The sequence below is a fragment of the Streptomyces sp. NPDC044719 genome (genome assembly GCF_056433405.1).
The window spans coordinates 675,734-690,772 of record NZ_JBWKHE010000003.1; the positions used below are offsets into that span (position 1 = coordinate 675,734).

The 15,039-nt window shown below is 72.8% G+C and carries 14 protein-coding genes; 13 read left to right on the forward strand and 1 reads right to left on the reverse strand.

All coding sequences use genetic code 11. The features are described from left to right. The first annotated feature begins 116 nt into the window (after positions 1-116). Positions 117-1,418: a C40 family peptidase gene (locus tag AC07DF_RS14575; protein ID WP_478970504.1), complete on the forward strand. Its 1,302-nt coding sequence runs from the start codon at positions 117-119 to the stop codon at positions 1,416-1,418. Between the two features lie 14 nt (positions 1,419-1,432). Here the strand turns inward: AC07DF_RS14575 and AC07DF_RS14580 are convergent, their stop codons facing one another. Next, entirely contained in the window at positions 1,433-2,626 is a 1,194-nt protein-coding gene (locus AC07DF_RS14580; protein WP_478970506.1) for a pyridoxal phosphate-dependent aminotransferase, read from the reverse strand. A gap of 117 nt (positions 2,627-2,743) precedes the next feature. Here AC07DF_RS14580 and AC07DF_RS14585 point away from each other — a divergent pair, with 117 nt between their 5' ends. The 12 genes from AC07DF_RS14585 to kynU all read left to right on the forward strand — a co-directional run bounded on the left by AC07DF_RS14585 (position 2,744) and on the right by kynU (position 14,802). Further along, positions 2,744-3,379 carry a hypothetical protein gene (locus tag AC07DF_RS14585; protein WP_478970508.1) on the forward strand — a complete coding sequence of 212 codons (636 nt, stop codon included), beginning with the start codon at positions 2,744-2,746 and terminating at the stop codon, positions 3,377-3,379. A gap of 159 nt (positions 3,380-3,538) precedes the next feature. Next, positions 3,539-3,808, forward strand: coding sequence for a hypothetical protein (locus tag AC07DF_RS14590; protein WP_478970510.1), 270 nt, complete (start codon positions 3,539-3,541; stop codon positions 3,806-3,808). A gap of 633 nt (positions 3,809-4,441) precedes the next feature. Further along, positions 4,442-4,969, forward strand: coding sequence for a DUF2617 family protein (locus AC07DF_RS14595; RefSeq protein WP_478970512.1), 528 nt, complete (start codon positions 4,442-4,444; stop codon positions 4,967-4,969). Positions 4,970-5,055: 86 nt separating this feature from the next. Continuing rightward, positions 5,056-6,711 (forward strand): polyamine aminopropyltransferase, encoded by a 1,656-nt coding sequence (locus tag AC07DF_RS14600; protein WP_478970514.1) that lies wholly within the window; start codon positions 5,056-5,058, stop codon positions 6,709-6,711. A gap of 102 nt (positions 6,712-6,813) precedes the next feature. Next, entirely contained in the window at positions 6,814-7,908 is a 1,095-nt protein-coding gene (locus AC07DF_RS14605; RefSeq protein ID WP_478970516.1) for an SRPBCC domain-containing protein, read from the forward strand. Positions 7,909-7,959: 51 nt separating this feature from the next. Further along, the gene (locus AC07DF_RS14610; protein ID WP_478970518.1) at positions 7,960-8,748 is read left to right on the forward strand and encodes an aldose epimerase family protein; all 789 of its coding nucleotides are present in this window, start codon (positions 7,960-7,962) and stop codon (positions 8,746-8,748) included. Between the two features lie 10 nt (positions 8,749-8,758). Beyond that, positions 8,759-9,307, forward strand: a complete 549-nt coding sequence (gene pyrE / locus AC07DF_RS14615; protein WP_478970520.1) for an orotate phosphoribosyltransferase — start codon at positions 8,759-8,761, stop codon at positions 9,305-9,307. Positions 9,308-9,454: 147 nt separating this feature from the next. Further along, positions 9,455-10,477: a class II fructose-bisphosphate aldolase gene (fbaA, locus tag AC07DF_RS14620; protein WP_478970522.1), complete on the forward strand. Its 1,023-nt coding sequence runs from the start codon at positions 9,455-9,457 to the stop codon at positions 10,475-10,477. A gap of 65 nt (positions 10,478-10,542) precedes the next feature. Beyond that, positions 10,543-12,009, forward strand: coding sequence for an MFS transporter (locus AC07DF_RS14625; protein ID WP_478970524.1), 1,467 nt, complete (start codon positions 10,543-10,545; stop codon positions 12,007-12,009). 220 nt (positions 12,010-12,229) lie between these two features. Beyond that, the gene (locus AC07DF_RS14630; protein ID WP_184594398.1) at positions 12,230-12,643 is read left to right on the forward strand and encodes a DUF3151 domain-containing protein; all 414 of its coding nucleotides are present in this window, start codon (positions 12,230-12,232) and stop codon (positions 12,641-12,643) included. Between the two features lie 151 nt (positions 12,644-12,794). Then, a complete protein-coding gene (locus tag AC07DF_RS14635) occupies positions 12,795-13,625 on the forward strand; it encodes a tryptophan 2,3-dioxygenase family protein (protein ID WP_478970527.1) in 831 nt (276 codons plus the stop codon). Further along, positions 13,618-14,802 (forward strand): kynureninase, encoded by a 1,185-nt coding sequence (gene kynU, locus AC07DF_RS14640; RefSeq protein WP_478970529.1) that lies wholly within the window; start codon positions 13,618-13,620, stop codon positions 14,800-14,802. The genes AC07DF_RS14635 and kynU overlap by 8 nt, the downstream gene beginning before the upstream one ends. Positions 14,803-15,039: the final 237 nt, after the last annotated feature.

The following is a 15,039-nucleotide window of genomic DNA, read 5'->3' on the forward strand; positions in this document are numbered from 1 at the left end:
CACCGATCGGCAGATGGTCTCGTGCGCTTTCGGACGGAAGGAGCGCCTTTCCATGGCGTCGGAACGAACCTCGCGCCCCGAAGCGACCGACTTCGCGAACAAGGTCAACTCCGTTGGTGAGTGAGAGCGAGGGCCCCAGCCCCGACGAGGTCCGGCGGTGGGTCGACAAGCTCTACGACCGGGCCGAGAGCGACACGGGCAGATACAACGCGACCCGCGCCGCTTCGATCCCGCGCCAGCGGGGCGCGGCCACTCGTGGCCCGTCCCAGGAGGACACGAGCCCCGCGGCCGGATCCTTCGCCCGGAAGTGGTTCGACTCCGCCCGTGCCACCTTGGGCCCGACCCTGCCGGCGACGCTGACGGACAGGAGGCCGCCGGTCCGTCCCGACCGCGCATCCGAGTCCGTACGACCCGTGCGCCCGGCGGAACGTCCCGCGGAACCCCTCGCCCTCGAAGCGCCCAGGACGCCCACCGGTGTCGCGCGGGAGCTGACTGGCGGAGCAGCTCAGCCACTGGCCACCGGATCCCTCCCGGAGATCCCCGCCCAGCGTGTCGCCCCGGCTCTGCCGGGCGGGTCCTGGCGGGACGAGGGCACCCGGCCTGGTGACGCGCTACCGGTCCTCGGCGGCGACGACGCGGCGGCGTGGCCGCTGTACGAGCCCGTAGCAGCCCCTGCCGCGGAGCCCGACCCACTGTCCGGCCCACTGCCCGGCCCGCAGTCCACCATGACGCTGCCCACCGTCCCGGGCCCGGCCGCGGGTACCCCCTGGGCGGATCTTCCGGCAAGCGGGACGGAGGCCTACGGTGCGGGTCCGGCGACGGGCGCGACGGCGACCAGCTGGCTGGCCGATCCCACCGCTCACTACACGTCCGAACCACCGGCCGGCCCGACCACCGCGACCTATGCCGCCGGTCTGCCGGACGTCCCGGCAGACGCCCTGACGGCTCCTGCTCCGGCAGCGCCCACCGAGCCGACGGCCGCCCCCGCCCCCGCCCCCTCCGCCACGTTCACACCCGGCGCCTACGGCGGACCATGGCTGTCGCCGGACAGCGGCCACCGCACCCGGGCCGAGCGGGTGATCGCCTTCGCCCGGGCGCAGACCGGCAGGCCCTGTGTATGGGGCGCGGTCGGGCCGGGATCGTACGACGCCCCCGGTCTCACCCAGGCCGCGTGGAAGGCCGCCGGCGTCACGCTCCCCCGGACCACGCAGGCCCAGTGGGAAGCGGGAACGCAGGTCTCGCTCGCTGACGCCCAGGCCGGAGACCTGGTCTTCTTCCATGACGACCTCGGTCACGTCGGCATCTGGAGCGGCGACGGCATGATGATCCACGCCCCGGGTCCCGGAGCGCTCATCCGTGAGGAATCGGTGTTCTTCGCCGGCCAGTCGGCGATCAGGGGCGCGGTCCGCCCGGCCTGACGCCTCCCCTACGCCTAGAACGCCGCTCCGAGCCGCTTCGCCGCCTCCTCCAGCACCCCCGTCCGCTTGCAGAACGCGAACCGCACGAACGGGGCGCCCTCCTCGCGGTGGTCGTAGAAGACCGCGTTCGGGATGGCGACGACGCCGGCCCGTTCCGGCAGGGCGCGGCAGAAGCCGAAGCCGTCCGACTGGCCGAGGGGGCGGATGTCGGTGGTGATGAAGTAGGTCCCCGACGGGCGGAACACCCGGAACCCGGCCTCCTCCAGGCCCGCAGCCAGCAGGTTCCGCTTGAGCAGCATGTCGTCCCGGAAGGCCGTGAAGTACGACTCGGGCAGCGCCAGCGCCTCGGCGACCGCGTACTGGAACGGGCCCGCCGAGACGTAGGTCAGGTACTGCTTCGCCGAGCGCACCGCCGTGACCAGCTCCGGGCTGGCCGTCACCCAGCCGACCTTCCAGCCGGTGAACGAGAAGGTCTTCCCGCTGCTGGAAATGGTCACCGTGCGGTCGCGCATCCCCGGGAACGTCGCCAGCGGGACGTGCTCGGCCTCGTCGAAGACCAGGTGCTCGTACACCTCGTCCGTGACCACGAGCAGGTCGCGCTCCACCGCGAGCTCGGCGATCGCGGCCAGCTCCTCACGGGTGAGGACCGTGCCGCTCGGGTTGTGCGGGGTGTTGATCAGCAGCAGCCGGGTGCGGTCGGTGACGGCGTCGCGCAGTTCGTCGAGGTCCAGGCGGAAGCGCCCCTCGTCCTCCCGCGCGTGCAGGGTGACCGGCACCCGGCGCCCGCCCGCCATCGCGATGCACGCCGCGTACGAGTCGTAGTACGGCTCCAGGGCGATCACCTCGTCGCCGGGCTCCACCAGGGCCAGCAGCGAGGCCGCGATGGCCTCGGTCGCGCCCGCGGTGACCAGGACCTCCGTGTCGGGGTCGTAGGACAGGCCGTAGCGACGCTGCTGGTGGGCGGTGACCGCGGCGCGCAGCTCGGGGACGCCGGGGCCGGGCGGGTACTGGTTGCCGCGGCCGTCCCGCAGCGCCCGTACGGCGGCCTCCCTGACCTCCTCGGGGCCGTCGGTGTCGGGGAAACCCTGCCCGAGGTTGATGGCACCGGTGCTCAGGGCCAGGGCGGACATCTCGGCGAAGATCGTCGTCCCGAACTCGGCGAGCCGGCGATTGAGGAGGGGACGCGCACTGGAGGTCATGCCGGCCATCCTCCGCCGAAGCTCCGGAGTTCCTCAACTCACCAGCCCGGACGAACACCTGCGCCGGCATCCGCGGCCCCGCTTCCGAGCCGGGGGAGGGCTGCGTAGAGTGCCCGCGGTCATCGAATGGAGAAGACGTTGGACGCGGTCGAGTTCCCTCTCAGTGCTCGGGTGCGCGGGGCCCGGCGATGGCTCGTGGCCATGAGCGTGGCGGGTGCCGTACTCGTGGGAGCCGCCGTGGCCTCCGTGGTCGCCGACGCCTCCGGGTGGGTGCCGGTGCCGCGGGCGATCCAGGCGGCTCTGGTGCTGGTGACGCTGTTCGTGCTCCCCGTCGCATGGGTCGGAGCGCACGCCGTGTGGGCGCTGCGCGGGCGGGCCGAGCTCTTCATCGCCGCCGCACAGCACCCCCGGCGGCGTCCCACCGACCGGCAGTTGGTCGACCACCTGCGCAACGAGCACCCGCTCACGCCACTGTGGTGGATGGTGTCCGTCCTCGGCGGCCTCGGCACGCTCTGCCTCGCGGTCGCGCTTCCGTTCGCCCTGGCGGACGGCGCCGTACTGGCCGGTGTGCTCCTCGGGGCCGGGCTCGCCGTGTCGCTGGCCGCCCTGGCCCTGGCCGTGCCCGGTATCCGCCGCGCGGCCCGCCAGGGCACGGAGGACGAAAGGCGGCGTGCCCAACTGTGGTCCCTGCCCACCGCTGTCGAACGCCGGCTCATGATCCCCCTGCTCGGCGCGGGCGACGGGGCACACCTCGGAGCCTGAACCATCGCTCTGTCCAGGCCAGTGCCGTCACCCTGCGAGAAGCCTCTGAACTTCCTCAACTCTGCTTTGGGCCGTGCGGGGGCCGGGCATCCCCTGTTCACGCAAGAGCGAGGCGCCCACGGGGGGCCGCTTCGGGGGAAACGAAAGGAGGGTGACGCCATGGTTATCGGCATCATCCTGGCGGTGTTCGCAGTAGTCCTGATCGCGGCGCTGGTGTCCGGTGTGCGCAGGGGCGGCTCCAGGCGGTCGGCGCGTCGCGGGTCATGGGGGTCCTCCGGTTCGACGAGCAGCAGCGGCAGCTGGTGGGCCGGCGGGGGAGACTCCGGCTCGTCCGGTTCGTCCTGCAGCAGCGGCTCGTCCTGCGGAGGCGGGTCGTCCTGCGGTGGTGGCGGTGGTGGCGGCGGTGGCTGCGGCGGCGGAGGCAGCTGACGGCAGTCGGCAGGTCTTGACCACGGGGAAGGGAAGTTCACGGGGGCCTCACGGGGGGCCGCACGGGGGAAGCCCGCACCACCGAACACGCGGGGTCCGCATCTGGGGCGGGCCCCGCGTTTCCGTGCCCGGCCGTGGTCCGTGGATGGACCCGGAGTTCCCGTCCGGCGGATGTGTCGAACGCGTGTCGCGCAACCGCGCGAGGTCTCAGGCGACTTCGCATACCTGTAGGACAACCGCGTCCATGGGACGGCGTACCCAGGCGTGACTCCGGCAACTGCGCCCGTCAAACGGCCACTTCGGGACCGGGCCGGAAGGCCGGACACCCGGTCGCCGCAGCTCCGGGCGGGAGCCACGGCGCCCCGGCGCACGCCTCCCCGGCACCGGCGCACGCCGTAGTTGAACAATTGAGCTGTAGAGCCCTCTGAGGGATGGAAACCCTACGAACTTGGGTAAAAACGCTGTGGCGGCGCCACAGTTCATGATTCCCTCTAACACACCGACGCAGCCCCTCGGACGCCCTGCGGACACCTTCCTGAAACCGGCCGACCGGGTTGATCCGGGCCGTAACCCCCGGTGCGACCGGGCGCAGCGGACCACCTCCCTCTCCTTGTGTGCTTGCGGAGCCGATCCATGCTCACGACCCTGAACACCTCCTACACCGACACGCGCGCGGCCGATCTCGCCTGGGCGCTGGGGCGCGAGCCGCTTCCCGCACTGGCCGAGATGGACCTCGAACTGATGGGCGCCAAAATGCAGTTGCGACTCCTCGGCGCGTCCCACCAGGTCCTGCTGGAGGAGGAGCGGGGCATCTGCTCGGAGACGGTGGCGTGCATCCCGGGCAGCAGCACTCCGCTTCCGCTCGGCGTCGCCAAGCGGGTGGGCGACTGGGAGTACGAGTTCGCCGCCCGGGTGGAGGTGCTCTCGCCTGGCTCCTTCGAGGGCCGCGCCCAGGAGTTGCTGGCCCTCGTCTCCGACCATCCGCACGGCCTCGTGGGCGTCTTCCCCGGCAGCCCGCACGCGTTCACGGCACTGCTGGCCCAGCACCACGAGGGGCAGGTGCACTGGCGGACCTGGCACGCGTACCCGCAGGACGGCCAGTTGGTGGCGACCCGTACGAGAGTCGGCGTACGGATGTCGGCGGCGGCCGCGGTGAACTGAATCTCGTACCGGTATCCGTCCTCTGTAAACCAGCACCACACGTGTGGGTGACGAACCGCAGTCGAGACGTGACGTAACGTCGCAGAGTGATTGAGCCGCACGCGCCCGCCCCGCCCGGTTCCCCGCCGCCCTGGAGCGCCCCGAGCGGCCCCGGCGGCCCGGCGCGGTTGCCCGTCCGGCCGGGCACCGGACGGTTCCTCGTCCTCGCGGGCGTGTTCGTCTGTGCGGCCTGCGGACTCGTGTACGAGCTCGAACTCGTCGCCCTCGCCTCCTACTTGATGGGTGACTCGGTCACCCAGGCGTCCGTCGTGCTGTCCGTCATGGTCTTCGCGATGGGCATCGGCTCCCTCGCCGCGAAGCGGCTGCGCGGGCTCGCCGCGGCCGGTTTCGGCGCCGTCGAGGCCACCCTCGCGCTCGTCGGCGGCTGCAGCGCGATGGCCCTGTACGCCGTGTTCGCCTGGACCGGCGACTGGGGCGGCATGTGGGCGAGCGGCCCCCGCTGCCTCCTGGTCGCCTTCTCCCTCGCGACCGGAGTGCTCATCGGCGCCGAGGTCCCGCTGCTGATGGAGCTGATCCAGCGCATCCGCCGCCAGGACGCGGGCGGCGCGGTGGCCGACCTGTTCGCCGCGGACTACGTCGGCGCTCTCGTCGGCGGCCTCGCCTTCCCCTTCCTGCTGCTGCCGTTCCTCGGCCAGCTGACCGGCGCGCTGCTCACCGGCGCCGTCAACGCCGTCGTCGGCGGGGCGCTGGTGCTCGGGCTGTTCCGCCGGGACCTGACCCGGCGCGCCCGCTGGCTGCTGCTGCTCGCCAACGGCCTCGTGCTCGCGATCCTCGCCTCGGCCGCCGTCCTCGTCGACGACTTCGAGCGGGCCGCCCGGCAGGCGATGTACGGCAGGGACGTCCGCGTCGCGCTCCAGACCGGTGTGCACGAAGTCGTCCTCACCGGCGGTACGCACGGCCGGCCCCTCGACCTGTTCCTCGACGGCCGGCTCCGGGTCAGCGGACGCGACGAACTCCGCTACCACGAGGCCCTCGTCCACCCCGCGATGACCGGGCCGCACGCGCGCGTGCTGATCCTCGGCGGCGGGGACGGCCTGGCCGCCCGCGAGGTGCTGCGCCACCCCGGCGTGGACCGGGTCGACGTCGTCGAACTCGACGCCGAGGTGGTCCGGCTGGCCCGCACCGACCCGGGCCTGTCCGCGCTGAACCGGCACGCCTACGGCGACCCGCGCGCGCACGTGACGATCCAGGACGCCTTCGGCTGGCTGCGCGGAGCGCCCCCGGCGGCGTACGACGTGGTCGTCTCGGATCTGCCGGACCCGGGGATCACGGCGAGTACGAAGCTGTACTCGCAGGAGTTCTACGGCCTCGCGCGGCGCGTGCTGGCCCCCGGCGGCCGGCTCGTGGTGCATGCCGGGCCGGTCGCGTCCAGCCCCCGGGTGTACTGGACGGTGGACGCGACAGTGCGCGCGGCCGGCTTCCGTACCGCCCCGTACGGCACGGGCGGGCGTCGAGCCGCATTCGCCGTCGGACCCGACCGCACACCCGCCGACCGCTCCCGGGCCCCCCGGGACTGGGGTTTCGTCCTGGCCGCCCGCACGGACCCGCGGCCACGGCTCGACCCGGACGGCCCGCGCCCGCGGACCCTCACGGACGCGTCCCTGGCGGCGGGGGAGCGGGCGGCGCGGCGGACGCGGATCGCCGGGCTGCCCGCTTCGACGCTGGTGCATCCGCGGTACTGAGCCGGGGCGGGGTCGCGGAGGATACGCCGGGCGGACCCGGATGCGGAGCGAATCCCGGAGGTGGGGGTGCGTTTGCGCGTCTGCTGGGTAGAGTCCGTCGACATGGAGCACGAGGTGTTCGTTCCGGTTCCGGCCGAGCGGCTCAGGGAGGTGCTGGACGACCCCGCGCGGGTCGCCCGGGTGGTTCCCGGGCTCCAGCAGGACGCCGGCGCCGAGCCCGTCACCGGGCGGCTGAAGATCCGCGTCGGCAGTCACTCCGTCACCTACCGGGGTGCCGTACGGGTCTCCCGGCGCGACGACGGGGCGTACGCGGTGGAGGGCGAGGCGGAGGAGTCGCGCGGCAGCGGCTCGGTCAAGCTCGCACTGCGCATCGGCCTGCGGGAGGCGGAGGACGGCTGCACGGTCGTGTTCGACGGCACGGCCTCGGCGGACGGGCGGATCAAGGACCTGCCGGCCGACGCGGTGGAGGCAGCCGTCGTCCGGCTGCTGAACCGCTTCGCGGAAAGCCTGGCCGAAGCGGCACCGGAGACGACCACGTCCGTCGCCACGCAGGACTTCGAACCCCGGGCGACGACCGACTACGAAACGACCCCGGACGCGGACGACGAGGCCCCGCCTCCGGCGAAGGCCGACGGCGGTACGGCGAAGGCCGACGGGGGTACGGCGGCGGCCGGCGACGACGAGGGCGCCGGGCCCTCGGGGACCGCCGGGACCGCCGGGAAGCCTCCAGCCACCGGCCCGGGCGACGAGGGCCGGGCCGCTGGCCCTCGTGGCGAGGGTCCGGCTTCCGGTCCGGGCGGCGAGAGCCCGGCGACCGGCCCTGGTGGCGAGGGTCCGGCCACCGGCCCAGGCGGCGAGAGCCCCGCCCCCGGTTCGGCCGACGAGGGTTCTGACTCCGTCCCCGACGACCAGCCCTCCGCCCCCGAGCCCCCCGTGGTTCCGCCCACCCCTGTCGGGCGCTCCGCCGAGGGGGACGAGGACGCCGAGTCCATCGCCGAGGCGGCGCATGCGCGGCGGACGATGATCGGGCGCAGTGCCGAGGAGGTCGATCACGCCCCGCCTCGCGGGCGGTACGCGCCGGTGCCCGCCCCGCAGACCGTGACGCCCCCGGCCCCGCTGCGCTGGGCCGCGCCCGCGGCGGCGCTCGCGGTGGCGTCGGCCATCGTGGCGGTACGGGCCCTGCGCCGACGGCGCTGAAACGCCCCGTTCCGCGTGAGGCCCTCTTGATCACCCGAGTAGGGTCGACCCGTGAGTGACGAAGACATCACGCTGACCGCGGGCGACGCGGAGGTGACCGTGCAGCCGGGCAACGGCGGCCGGGTCGGAGGGCTGCGGATCGGCGGCGTGGAGATGCTCCGGCAGGGCGAGCGCTTCGGCTGCTTCCCGATGGTGCCGTGGTGCGGCCGGGTCCGCGACGGCCGGTTCATGGACGGCGCCGTCGTGCGGCAGCTGCCGCTCAACGCCCCGCCCCACGCCATCCACGGCACCGTCCGCGACCACGCCTGGCGCATCGCCCGCACGACCACGGACGAGGCCGTCATCACGTACGAACTCGTCGACCCCTGGCCCCACCCGGGCCGCGTCACCCAGGTCGTCGCCCTCGCCGAGGACGCGCTGACGCTGACGATGTCCGTCGAGACGTACGACTCGTCCTTCCCGGCGCAGATCGGCTGGCACCCCTGGTTCAACCGCAACCTCGGCGGCGAGGACGTGACCCTCGACTTCGACCCCGCCTGGCAGGAGGAACGCGGCGACGACCACCTGCCCACCGGCAACCGGATCGACCCGAAGCCCGGCCCCTGGGACGACTGCTTCGGGATGCCCGGCGGCGTCGACGTCACCCTGACCTGGCCCGGGCAGCTGGAGCTGAAGGTGGCGAGCCGCGAGGAGTGGGTCGTCGTCTACGACGAGCAGGAGGCCGCCGTGTGCGTGGAGCCGCAGACCGGACCGCCCAACGGCCTCAACACCCTGCCACGCCTGGTCACGCCCCTGGAGCCGCTGGAGGCCTCGACGACCTGGAGCTGGCGCCGCCTCTAAGCTGGGCGGCATGACGGACACACGCGGCGCGCTGCTGCAGCAGATCAAGGACAAGGCCGTGGTGCACGGCAAGGTGACCCTGTCGTCGGGTCTGGAGGCCGATTACTACGTCGACCTCCGCCGCGTCACGCTCGACGGCGAGGCCGCCCCGCTGGTCGGGCAGGTGCTGCTGGACCTGACGTCGGAGCTGGACTTCGACGCCGTCGGCGGGCTCACCATGGGCGCAGACCCCGTCGCCGCCGCCATGCTGCATGCCGCCGCCGCGCGCGGGAAGCGCCTGGACGCCTTCGTCGTCCGCAAGGCCGCGAAGGCGCACGGCCTGCAGCGCCGCGTCGAGGGCCCGGACATCGCCGGCCGCCGCGTGCTGGTCGTCGAGGACACCTCCACCACCGGCGGCTCCCCGCTCACCGCCGTCGAAGCCGTGCGCGAGGCCGGGGCCGAGGTCGTCGCCGTCGCCACGATCGTCGACCGGGCGACCGGCGCCGCGGAGAAGATCCAGGAGGGGGCCGGGGTGCCGTACCTCTTCGCCTTCTCCAAGGACGAGCTGGGCCTGGACTGACCGGGACCTGACCAGGGCGTGGACGGTGGCCTGGACCTTCCGGCCAAGTCTGGAAAGATGGGGCCGACGATGACGTCGCATCCCAAGGTCTAGGTCAGGGCCGTAAAGAACGCATTACCCCAACCCGCAGATACAAGGAGCGGACGCATGCCCATCGCAACTCCCGAGGTCTACAACGAGATGCTGGACCGGGCGAAGGCAGGAAAGTTCGCCTACCCGGCCATCAACGTGACCTCCACCCAGACCCTGCACGCGGCCCTGCGTGGTTTCGCTGAGGCGGAGAGCGACGGCATCGTCCAGATCTCCACGGGTGGTGCCGAGTTCCTGGGCGGTCAGTTCAACAAGGACATGGTGACCGGTTCGGTCGCCCTGGCCGAGTTCGCGCACATCGTCGCCGAGAAGTACCCGGTGAACATCGCCCTGCACACGGACCACTGCCCGAAGGACAAGCTCGACGGGTACGTACGTCCGCTGCTGGCGCTCTCCCAGAAGCGCGTCGAGGCCGGTCTGAACCCGCTGTTCCAGTCCCACATGTGGGACGGCTCGGCCGAGACCCTGGCCGACAACCTCTCCATCGCCCAGGAGCTGCTGGAGCTCGCCCGCGCCGCCAAGATCATCCTCGAGGTGGAGATCACCCCGACCGGTGGCGAGGAGGACGGTGTCTCGCACGAGATCAACGACTCCCTGTACACCACGGTCGACGACGCGATCCGCACGGTCGAGGCCCTGGGCCTGGGCGAGAAGGGCCGCTACCTGCTCGCCGCGTCCTTCGGCAACGTGCACGGCGTCTACAAGCCGGGCAACGTCGTCCTGCGCCCCGAGCTGCTGAAGGAGCTGAACGAGGGCGTCGCCGCCAAGTACGGCAAGGCCGCCCCCTTCGACTTCGTCTTCCACGGCGGCTCCGGCTCCTCCGAGCAGGAGATCCTCACCGCGCTGGAGAACGGCGTGGTCAAGATGAACATCGACACGGACACGCAGTACGCCTTCACGCGCCCGGTCGCCGACCACATGTTCAAGAACTACGACGGCGTCCTGAAGGTCGACGGCGAGGTCGGCTCCAAGAAGACCTACGACCCGCGCACCTGGGGCAAGCTGGCCGAGGCGTCCATGGCCAAGCGCGTCGTCGAGGCCTGCGGCAACCTCCGCTCCACCGGCACGAAGATCAAGTAAGTCGCTTTCGCACGGCTTGAGCCCGGCACCTCCTGTGGTGCCGGGCTCTTCCGTATGCTCCCTGCATGCCCGATGTCCGGCTGGCCTCCCCACAGGGCCGATGGATCCTGCTCACCACCGTCCTCGGTTCCAGCATGGCCATGCTGGACTCGACCGTCGTCAATGTCGCGCTGCCGCGCATCGGCCGTGACCTCGACGCGAATCTGTCCGCCCTCCAGTGGACGGTCAACGCGTACATGGTCACCCTGGCCGGGCTGATCCTGCTGGGCGGGGCGCTGGGGGACCGTTTCGGGCGCCGGAAGGTGTTCGTCGTCGGTGTGGTGTGGTTCGCGGCCGCTTCCCTGCTGTGCGGGATCGCGCCGGACGCGGGGACGCTGATCGCCGCGCGGGCGTTGCAGGGAGTGGGCGGCGCGCTGCTCACCCCCGGGTCGCTGGCGCTGATCCAGGCGTCCTTCCATCCCGACGACCGGGGCCGGGCCGTCGGTCTGTGGTCCGGCTTCGGCGGCATCGGCGCGGCGGTCGGGCCGTTCGTCGGCGGCTGGCTGGTGGACGGGCCGGGCTGGCGGTGGGTGTTCCTGCTGAACGTGCCGGTGGCGCTGGTGTGCGTGCCGGTGGCGCTGCGGCATGTCCCCGAGTCGGGCGGTGAAGGGGCCCGTGGCCGGTTCGACGTGCTGGGCGCGGTGCTGGGAGCGGTGGCACTGGCGCTGCTGACGTATGCGCTGATCGAGGCCGGTGACGGCGGTTGGGTGGTGGCGGTCACGGCCGTCGCCGGGGTGGCCGTGGCCGTCGCGTTCGTGGTCGTCGAGCGGCGCCGGCCCGACCCGATGATGCCGCCGGACATCTTCTCCTCCCGCCAGTTCACGGTGATCAACATCGTCACGCTGTGTGTGTACGCGGCCCTCGGCGGGTTCTTCTTCCTCGCGGCTCTTCAGCTCCAGGTCGTCGTGGGCTACTCCGCCCTCGGGGCCGGTACCGCGCTGCTGCCGACGACCGTGCTGATGCTGCTGCTGTCGGCGCGGTCCGGTGAGCTGGCCGACCGGATCGGGCCTCGTATTCCGCTCACGGTGGGGCCGCTGCTGTGCGCCGCCGGGATGCTGCTGATGCTGCGGGTGGGGCCGGGCGCGTCCTACTGGGCCGATGTGCTGCCGGCGCTGCTGGTGCTCGGGCTGGGCATGGTCATGCTGGTGGCGCCGCTGACGGCGACGGTGCTGGGGTCCGTGGATGTGGCGCGGGCGGGGCTGGCCAGCGGGATCAACAACGCGGCGGCCCGGGCGGCGGGGCTGGTGGCGGTGGCGGCGCTGCCGCTGCTGGCGGGGATGGGGGAGGAGGCGTACCGGGAGCCGGCCGCCTTCGACGCGGCGTTCGGGCGGGCGATGGGCTGGTGTGCGGGGGCGCTGGTGGTGGGGGCGTTGATCGCGGGGGCCACGGTGCGGAGGCCTCCGCCCGGGTGCAAGCGGCCGGAGTGTCTGCGGCACGGGGGTGTGGTGTCGCCGCCGCTGGAGGGGGAGCCGGTGCGGAAGCGGTTGGGGTAGGGCACCCAGCCTGCGGGCATGCGTGCCGCTGGGGGCGGCACGGGTGGGCGGTGGGGGTCCCCCCGCTCGAGCGAAGCCGAGAGTGGGGGAGGCACCCCGCTGCGCCGGGTTGCGGACCCACCCGGCCCCAGCAGCAGGGGCGAGCACCTCGAAGCGCCGGGTTGTGTACCCACCCCCGTCCGCGGCGCCGCATCAGTCCTTGATGCCTCAGACTTGAGGCATGTCCATTCACGAGAACCTTCTCGGGGGTCCGCCCCCGACCCATCTCCCCGACGACCCCGGCCCCCGGGAACTGCTCGCGTCGGGTACCGCGCCGGTCGACGTCGCCGCCGCGCATCCGACCTCCTCGCTCGCCTGGGCGCAGCTCGCCGACGAGGCGTTCGAGCGGGGCGCGGCCGTGGAGTCGTACGCGTACGCCCGTACGGGCTACCACCGCGGCCTGGACGCGCTGCGCCGCAGCGGCTGGAAGGGCCACGGCCCGGTGCCGTGGGAGCACGAGCCGAACCGCGGCTTCCTGCGGGCCCTGCACGCCCTCGCCCGTGCCGCGCAGACGATCGGCGAGCAGGAGGAGTACGAGCGCTGCTCCCAGTTCCTCAAGGACTCCTCGCCGACGGCGGCGCAGGTCCTGGGCTGAGAGCGGTCCGTGCACGCGAGGCCCGTCCGGCCGGCGGGCGGGCCTTGCGGTTCCGGGGGACGATTGCGGAAGATGCCCGTGGGGACCGGGGCCCCCGTGTCGGATTCGGCAGGGGCGGACCGCTACCCGGAGTAATAAGCAGGAGACAGCGATGTCCCTTGAGGCTCACGAGCCCGAGACCCCGCATCTCGACTTCCAGGGCACCACGCCGTACGAGGACTACGTCAAGGCGGACGTGCTCACCCACCTCCAGCACACCCTCTCGGACGACCCGGGAGAGATGGTCTTCCTGGTGACGACCCAGGTGATGGAGCTGTGGTTCACCGTCATCGTCCACGAGTGGGAGACGGCCGCACGGGCACTGCGCTGCGACGACATCCCCACCGCGACCGCCGCGCTGAAGCGGTCCGTGCGCGAGCTGGAGGCGCTCAACGCCTCCTGGAGGCCGCTCGCCCAGCTCACGCCCGCCCAGTTCAACTCGTACCGCAGCGCCCTCGGCGAGGGCTCCGGCTTCCAGTCGGCGATGTACCGCCGCATGGAGTTCCTGCTCGGCGACAAGTCCGCGTCCATGCTCGTCCCGCACCGGGGCGCACCGCGCGTGCACGCCGAGCTGGAGAAGGCCCTGCACGAGCCGAGCCTGTACGACGAGGTCGTACGGCTGCTGGCGCGGCGCGGGTACGACATCCCGGAGGCCGTGCTGCGGCGTGACGTGGCCAAGCGCTACGAGCCGTCGGCGGAGGTGGAGGCGGCCTGGACGGCCGTCTACTCGGGCGACGAGAGCGACGAGGTCGCCCGGCTGGGCGAGGCGCTGAGCGACGTGGCCGAGCTGGTGTGGCGCTGGCGCAACGACCACCTGGTCGCCACCCGCCGCGCGATGGGCTCCAAGACCGGTACGGGCGGCTCCGCCGGGGTGGCCTGGCTGGAGAAGCGCGCGCAGAAGAACGTGTTCCCCGAGCTGTGGACGGCGCGGTCCTATGTCTGAACTGGCGATGAGGGCCGAGAAGCTGGACGCCGTCGACGAACTGGGCGGCAAGCGCGCCGAGTTCGTCCTCGACGATGTGGTCTACCTCGACGGCAACTCGCTCGGCGCGCTGCCGGCCGTCGTCCCCGGCCGGGTCGAGGACGTCGTACGCCGCCAGTGGGGCGAGCTGCGCATCCGGTCCTGGGAGGAGAGCGGCTGGTGGACGGCGCCCGAGCGGATCGGTGACCGGATCGCCCCGCTGGTCGGGGCCGCCCCGGGCCAGATCGTGGTCGGCGACTCGACAAGTATCAATGTCTTCAAAGCACTTGTGGGTGCGGTGCGCCTCGCCGGGGACGACCGCGACGAGATCCTCGTCGACGCCACGACCTTTCCGACCGACGGGTACATCGCGGAGTCGGCGGCGCGGATGACCGGCCGCACCCTGCGCCCGGTGACACCGGCTCAGGTGCCGGGCGCGCTGTCCGGCCGTACCGCCGCCGTCCTTCTCAACCACGTCGACTACCGCACCGGCCGGCTGCACGACCTGCCGGCGCTGACGGCCGCCGTGCACGAGGCGGGGGCACTCGCAGTCTGGGACCTGTGCCACAGCGCGGGTGCCCTGCCGGTGGGGCTCGACGAGCACGGGGTGGACCTGGCGGTCGGCTGCACCTACAAGTACCTGAACGGCGGGCCGGGTTCACCGGCGTACCTGTATGTGCGCCGGGAGCTCCAGGACCGCTTCGACTCCCCGCTGCCCGGCTGGAACTCCCACGCCGAGCCGTTCGGGATGCGTCCTGCTTATGAACCGGCCTCCGGTGCGCCGCGCGGCCGGGTCGGCACGCCCGACATCCTCTCCATGCTCGCCCTGGAGGCGGCCCTTGAGGTGTGGGACGGGGTGCCGGTCGAGGCGGTGCGGGCCAAGTCCCTCGCGCTGACGGACTTCTTCCTGGAATGCGTGGCGGAGTACGTGCCGGAGGGCAGGGTCGAGTGCCTGACGCCGGTGGCGCACGCGGAGCGCGGCAGCCAGGTCGCCCTGCGCTGTGGCGACGCCGGTGACGTGATGAAGCGGCTGATCGAGCGGGGTGTGGTCGGCGACTTCCGGGCGCCGGACGTGCTGCGCTTCGGGTTCACGCCGCTGTACGTGGGCTTCGCCGACGTGGAGCGGGCGGCGCGGGTGCTGGCGGGGACGCTGGGGTGAGCCGCCCGTGACGACGGCCGCCCGTGACGACGGCCGCCCGTGACGACGGCCGCCGGTGACGGAGGGCCCCTGCCGCTGCGGGGGCCGTTCGTTCCCGACTCGCCGTTCGTCACCAACTCGCCGTAGACGCAAGGAAACGGCTGAACCGCCCGATCTTCACCCAGCGTGACATCCACGTGTCCGCGCATGTCACGTGCCTGGTACCGTCCCGGCCAACGGCCGGCTTCTCGTCTGGTC

What these genes read in the sequence shown, in the direction of transcription:
- AC07DF_RS14580 (WP_478970506.1), bottom strand. Translation starts at nt 2,626, where the DNA reads ATGGCCGGCATGACCTCCAGTGCGCGTCCCCTCCTCAATCGCCGGCTC.
- AC07DF_RS14585 (WP_478970508.1), top strand. Translation starts at nt 2,744, where the DNA reads ATGGAGAAGACGTTGGACGCGGTCGAGTTCCCTCTCAGTGCTCGGGTG.
- AC07DF_RS14590 (WP_478970510.1), top strand. Translation starts at nt 3,539, where the DNA reads ATGGTTATCGGCATCATCCTGGCGGTGTTCGCAGTAGTCCTGATCGCG.
- AC07DF_RS14595 (WP_478970512.1), top strand. Translation starts at nt 4,442, where the DNA reads ATGCTCACGACCCTGAACACCTCCTACACCGACACGCGCGCGGCCGAT.
- AC07DF_RS14605 (WP_478970516.1), top strand. Translation starts at nt 6,814, where the DNA reads ATGGAGCACGAGGTGTTCGTTCCGGTTCCGGCCGAGCGGCTCAGGGAG.
- pyrE (WP_478970520.1), top strand. Translation starts at nt 8,759, where the DNA reads ATGACGGACACACGCGGCGCGCTGCTGCAGCAGATCAAGGACAAGGCC.
- fbaA (WP_478970522.1), top strand. Translation starts at nt 9,455, where the DNA reads ATGCCCATCGCAACTCCCGAGGTCTACAACGAGATGCTGGACCGGGCG.
- AC07DF_RS14625 (WP_478970524.1), top strand. Translation starts at nt 10,543, where the DNA reads ATGCCCGATGTCCGGCTGGCCTCCCCACAGGGCCGATGGATCCTGCTC.
- AC07DF_RS14630 (WP_184594398.1), top strand. Translation starts at nt 12,230, where the DNA reads ATGTCCATTCACGAGAACCTTCTCGGGGGTCCGCCCCCGACCCATCTC.
- AC07DF_RS14635 (WP_478970527.1), top strand. Translation starts at nt 12,795, where the DNA reads ATGTCCCTTGAGGCTCACGAGCCCGAGACCCCGCATCTCGACTTCCAG.
- kynU (WP_478970529.1), top strand. Translation starts at nt 13,618, where the DNA reads ATGTCTGAACTGGCGATGAGGGCCGAGAAGCTGGACGCCGTCGACGAA.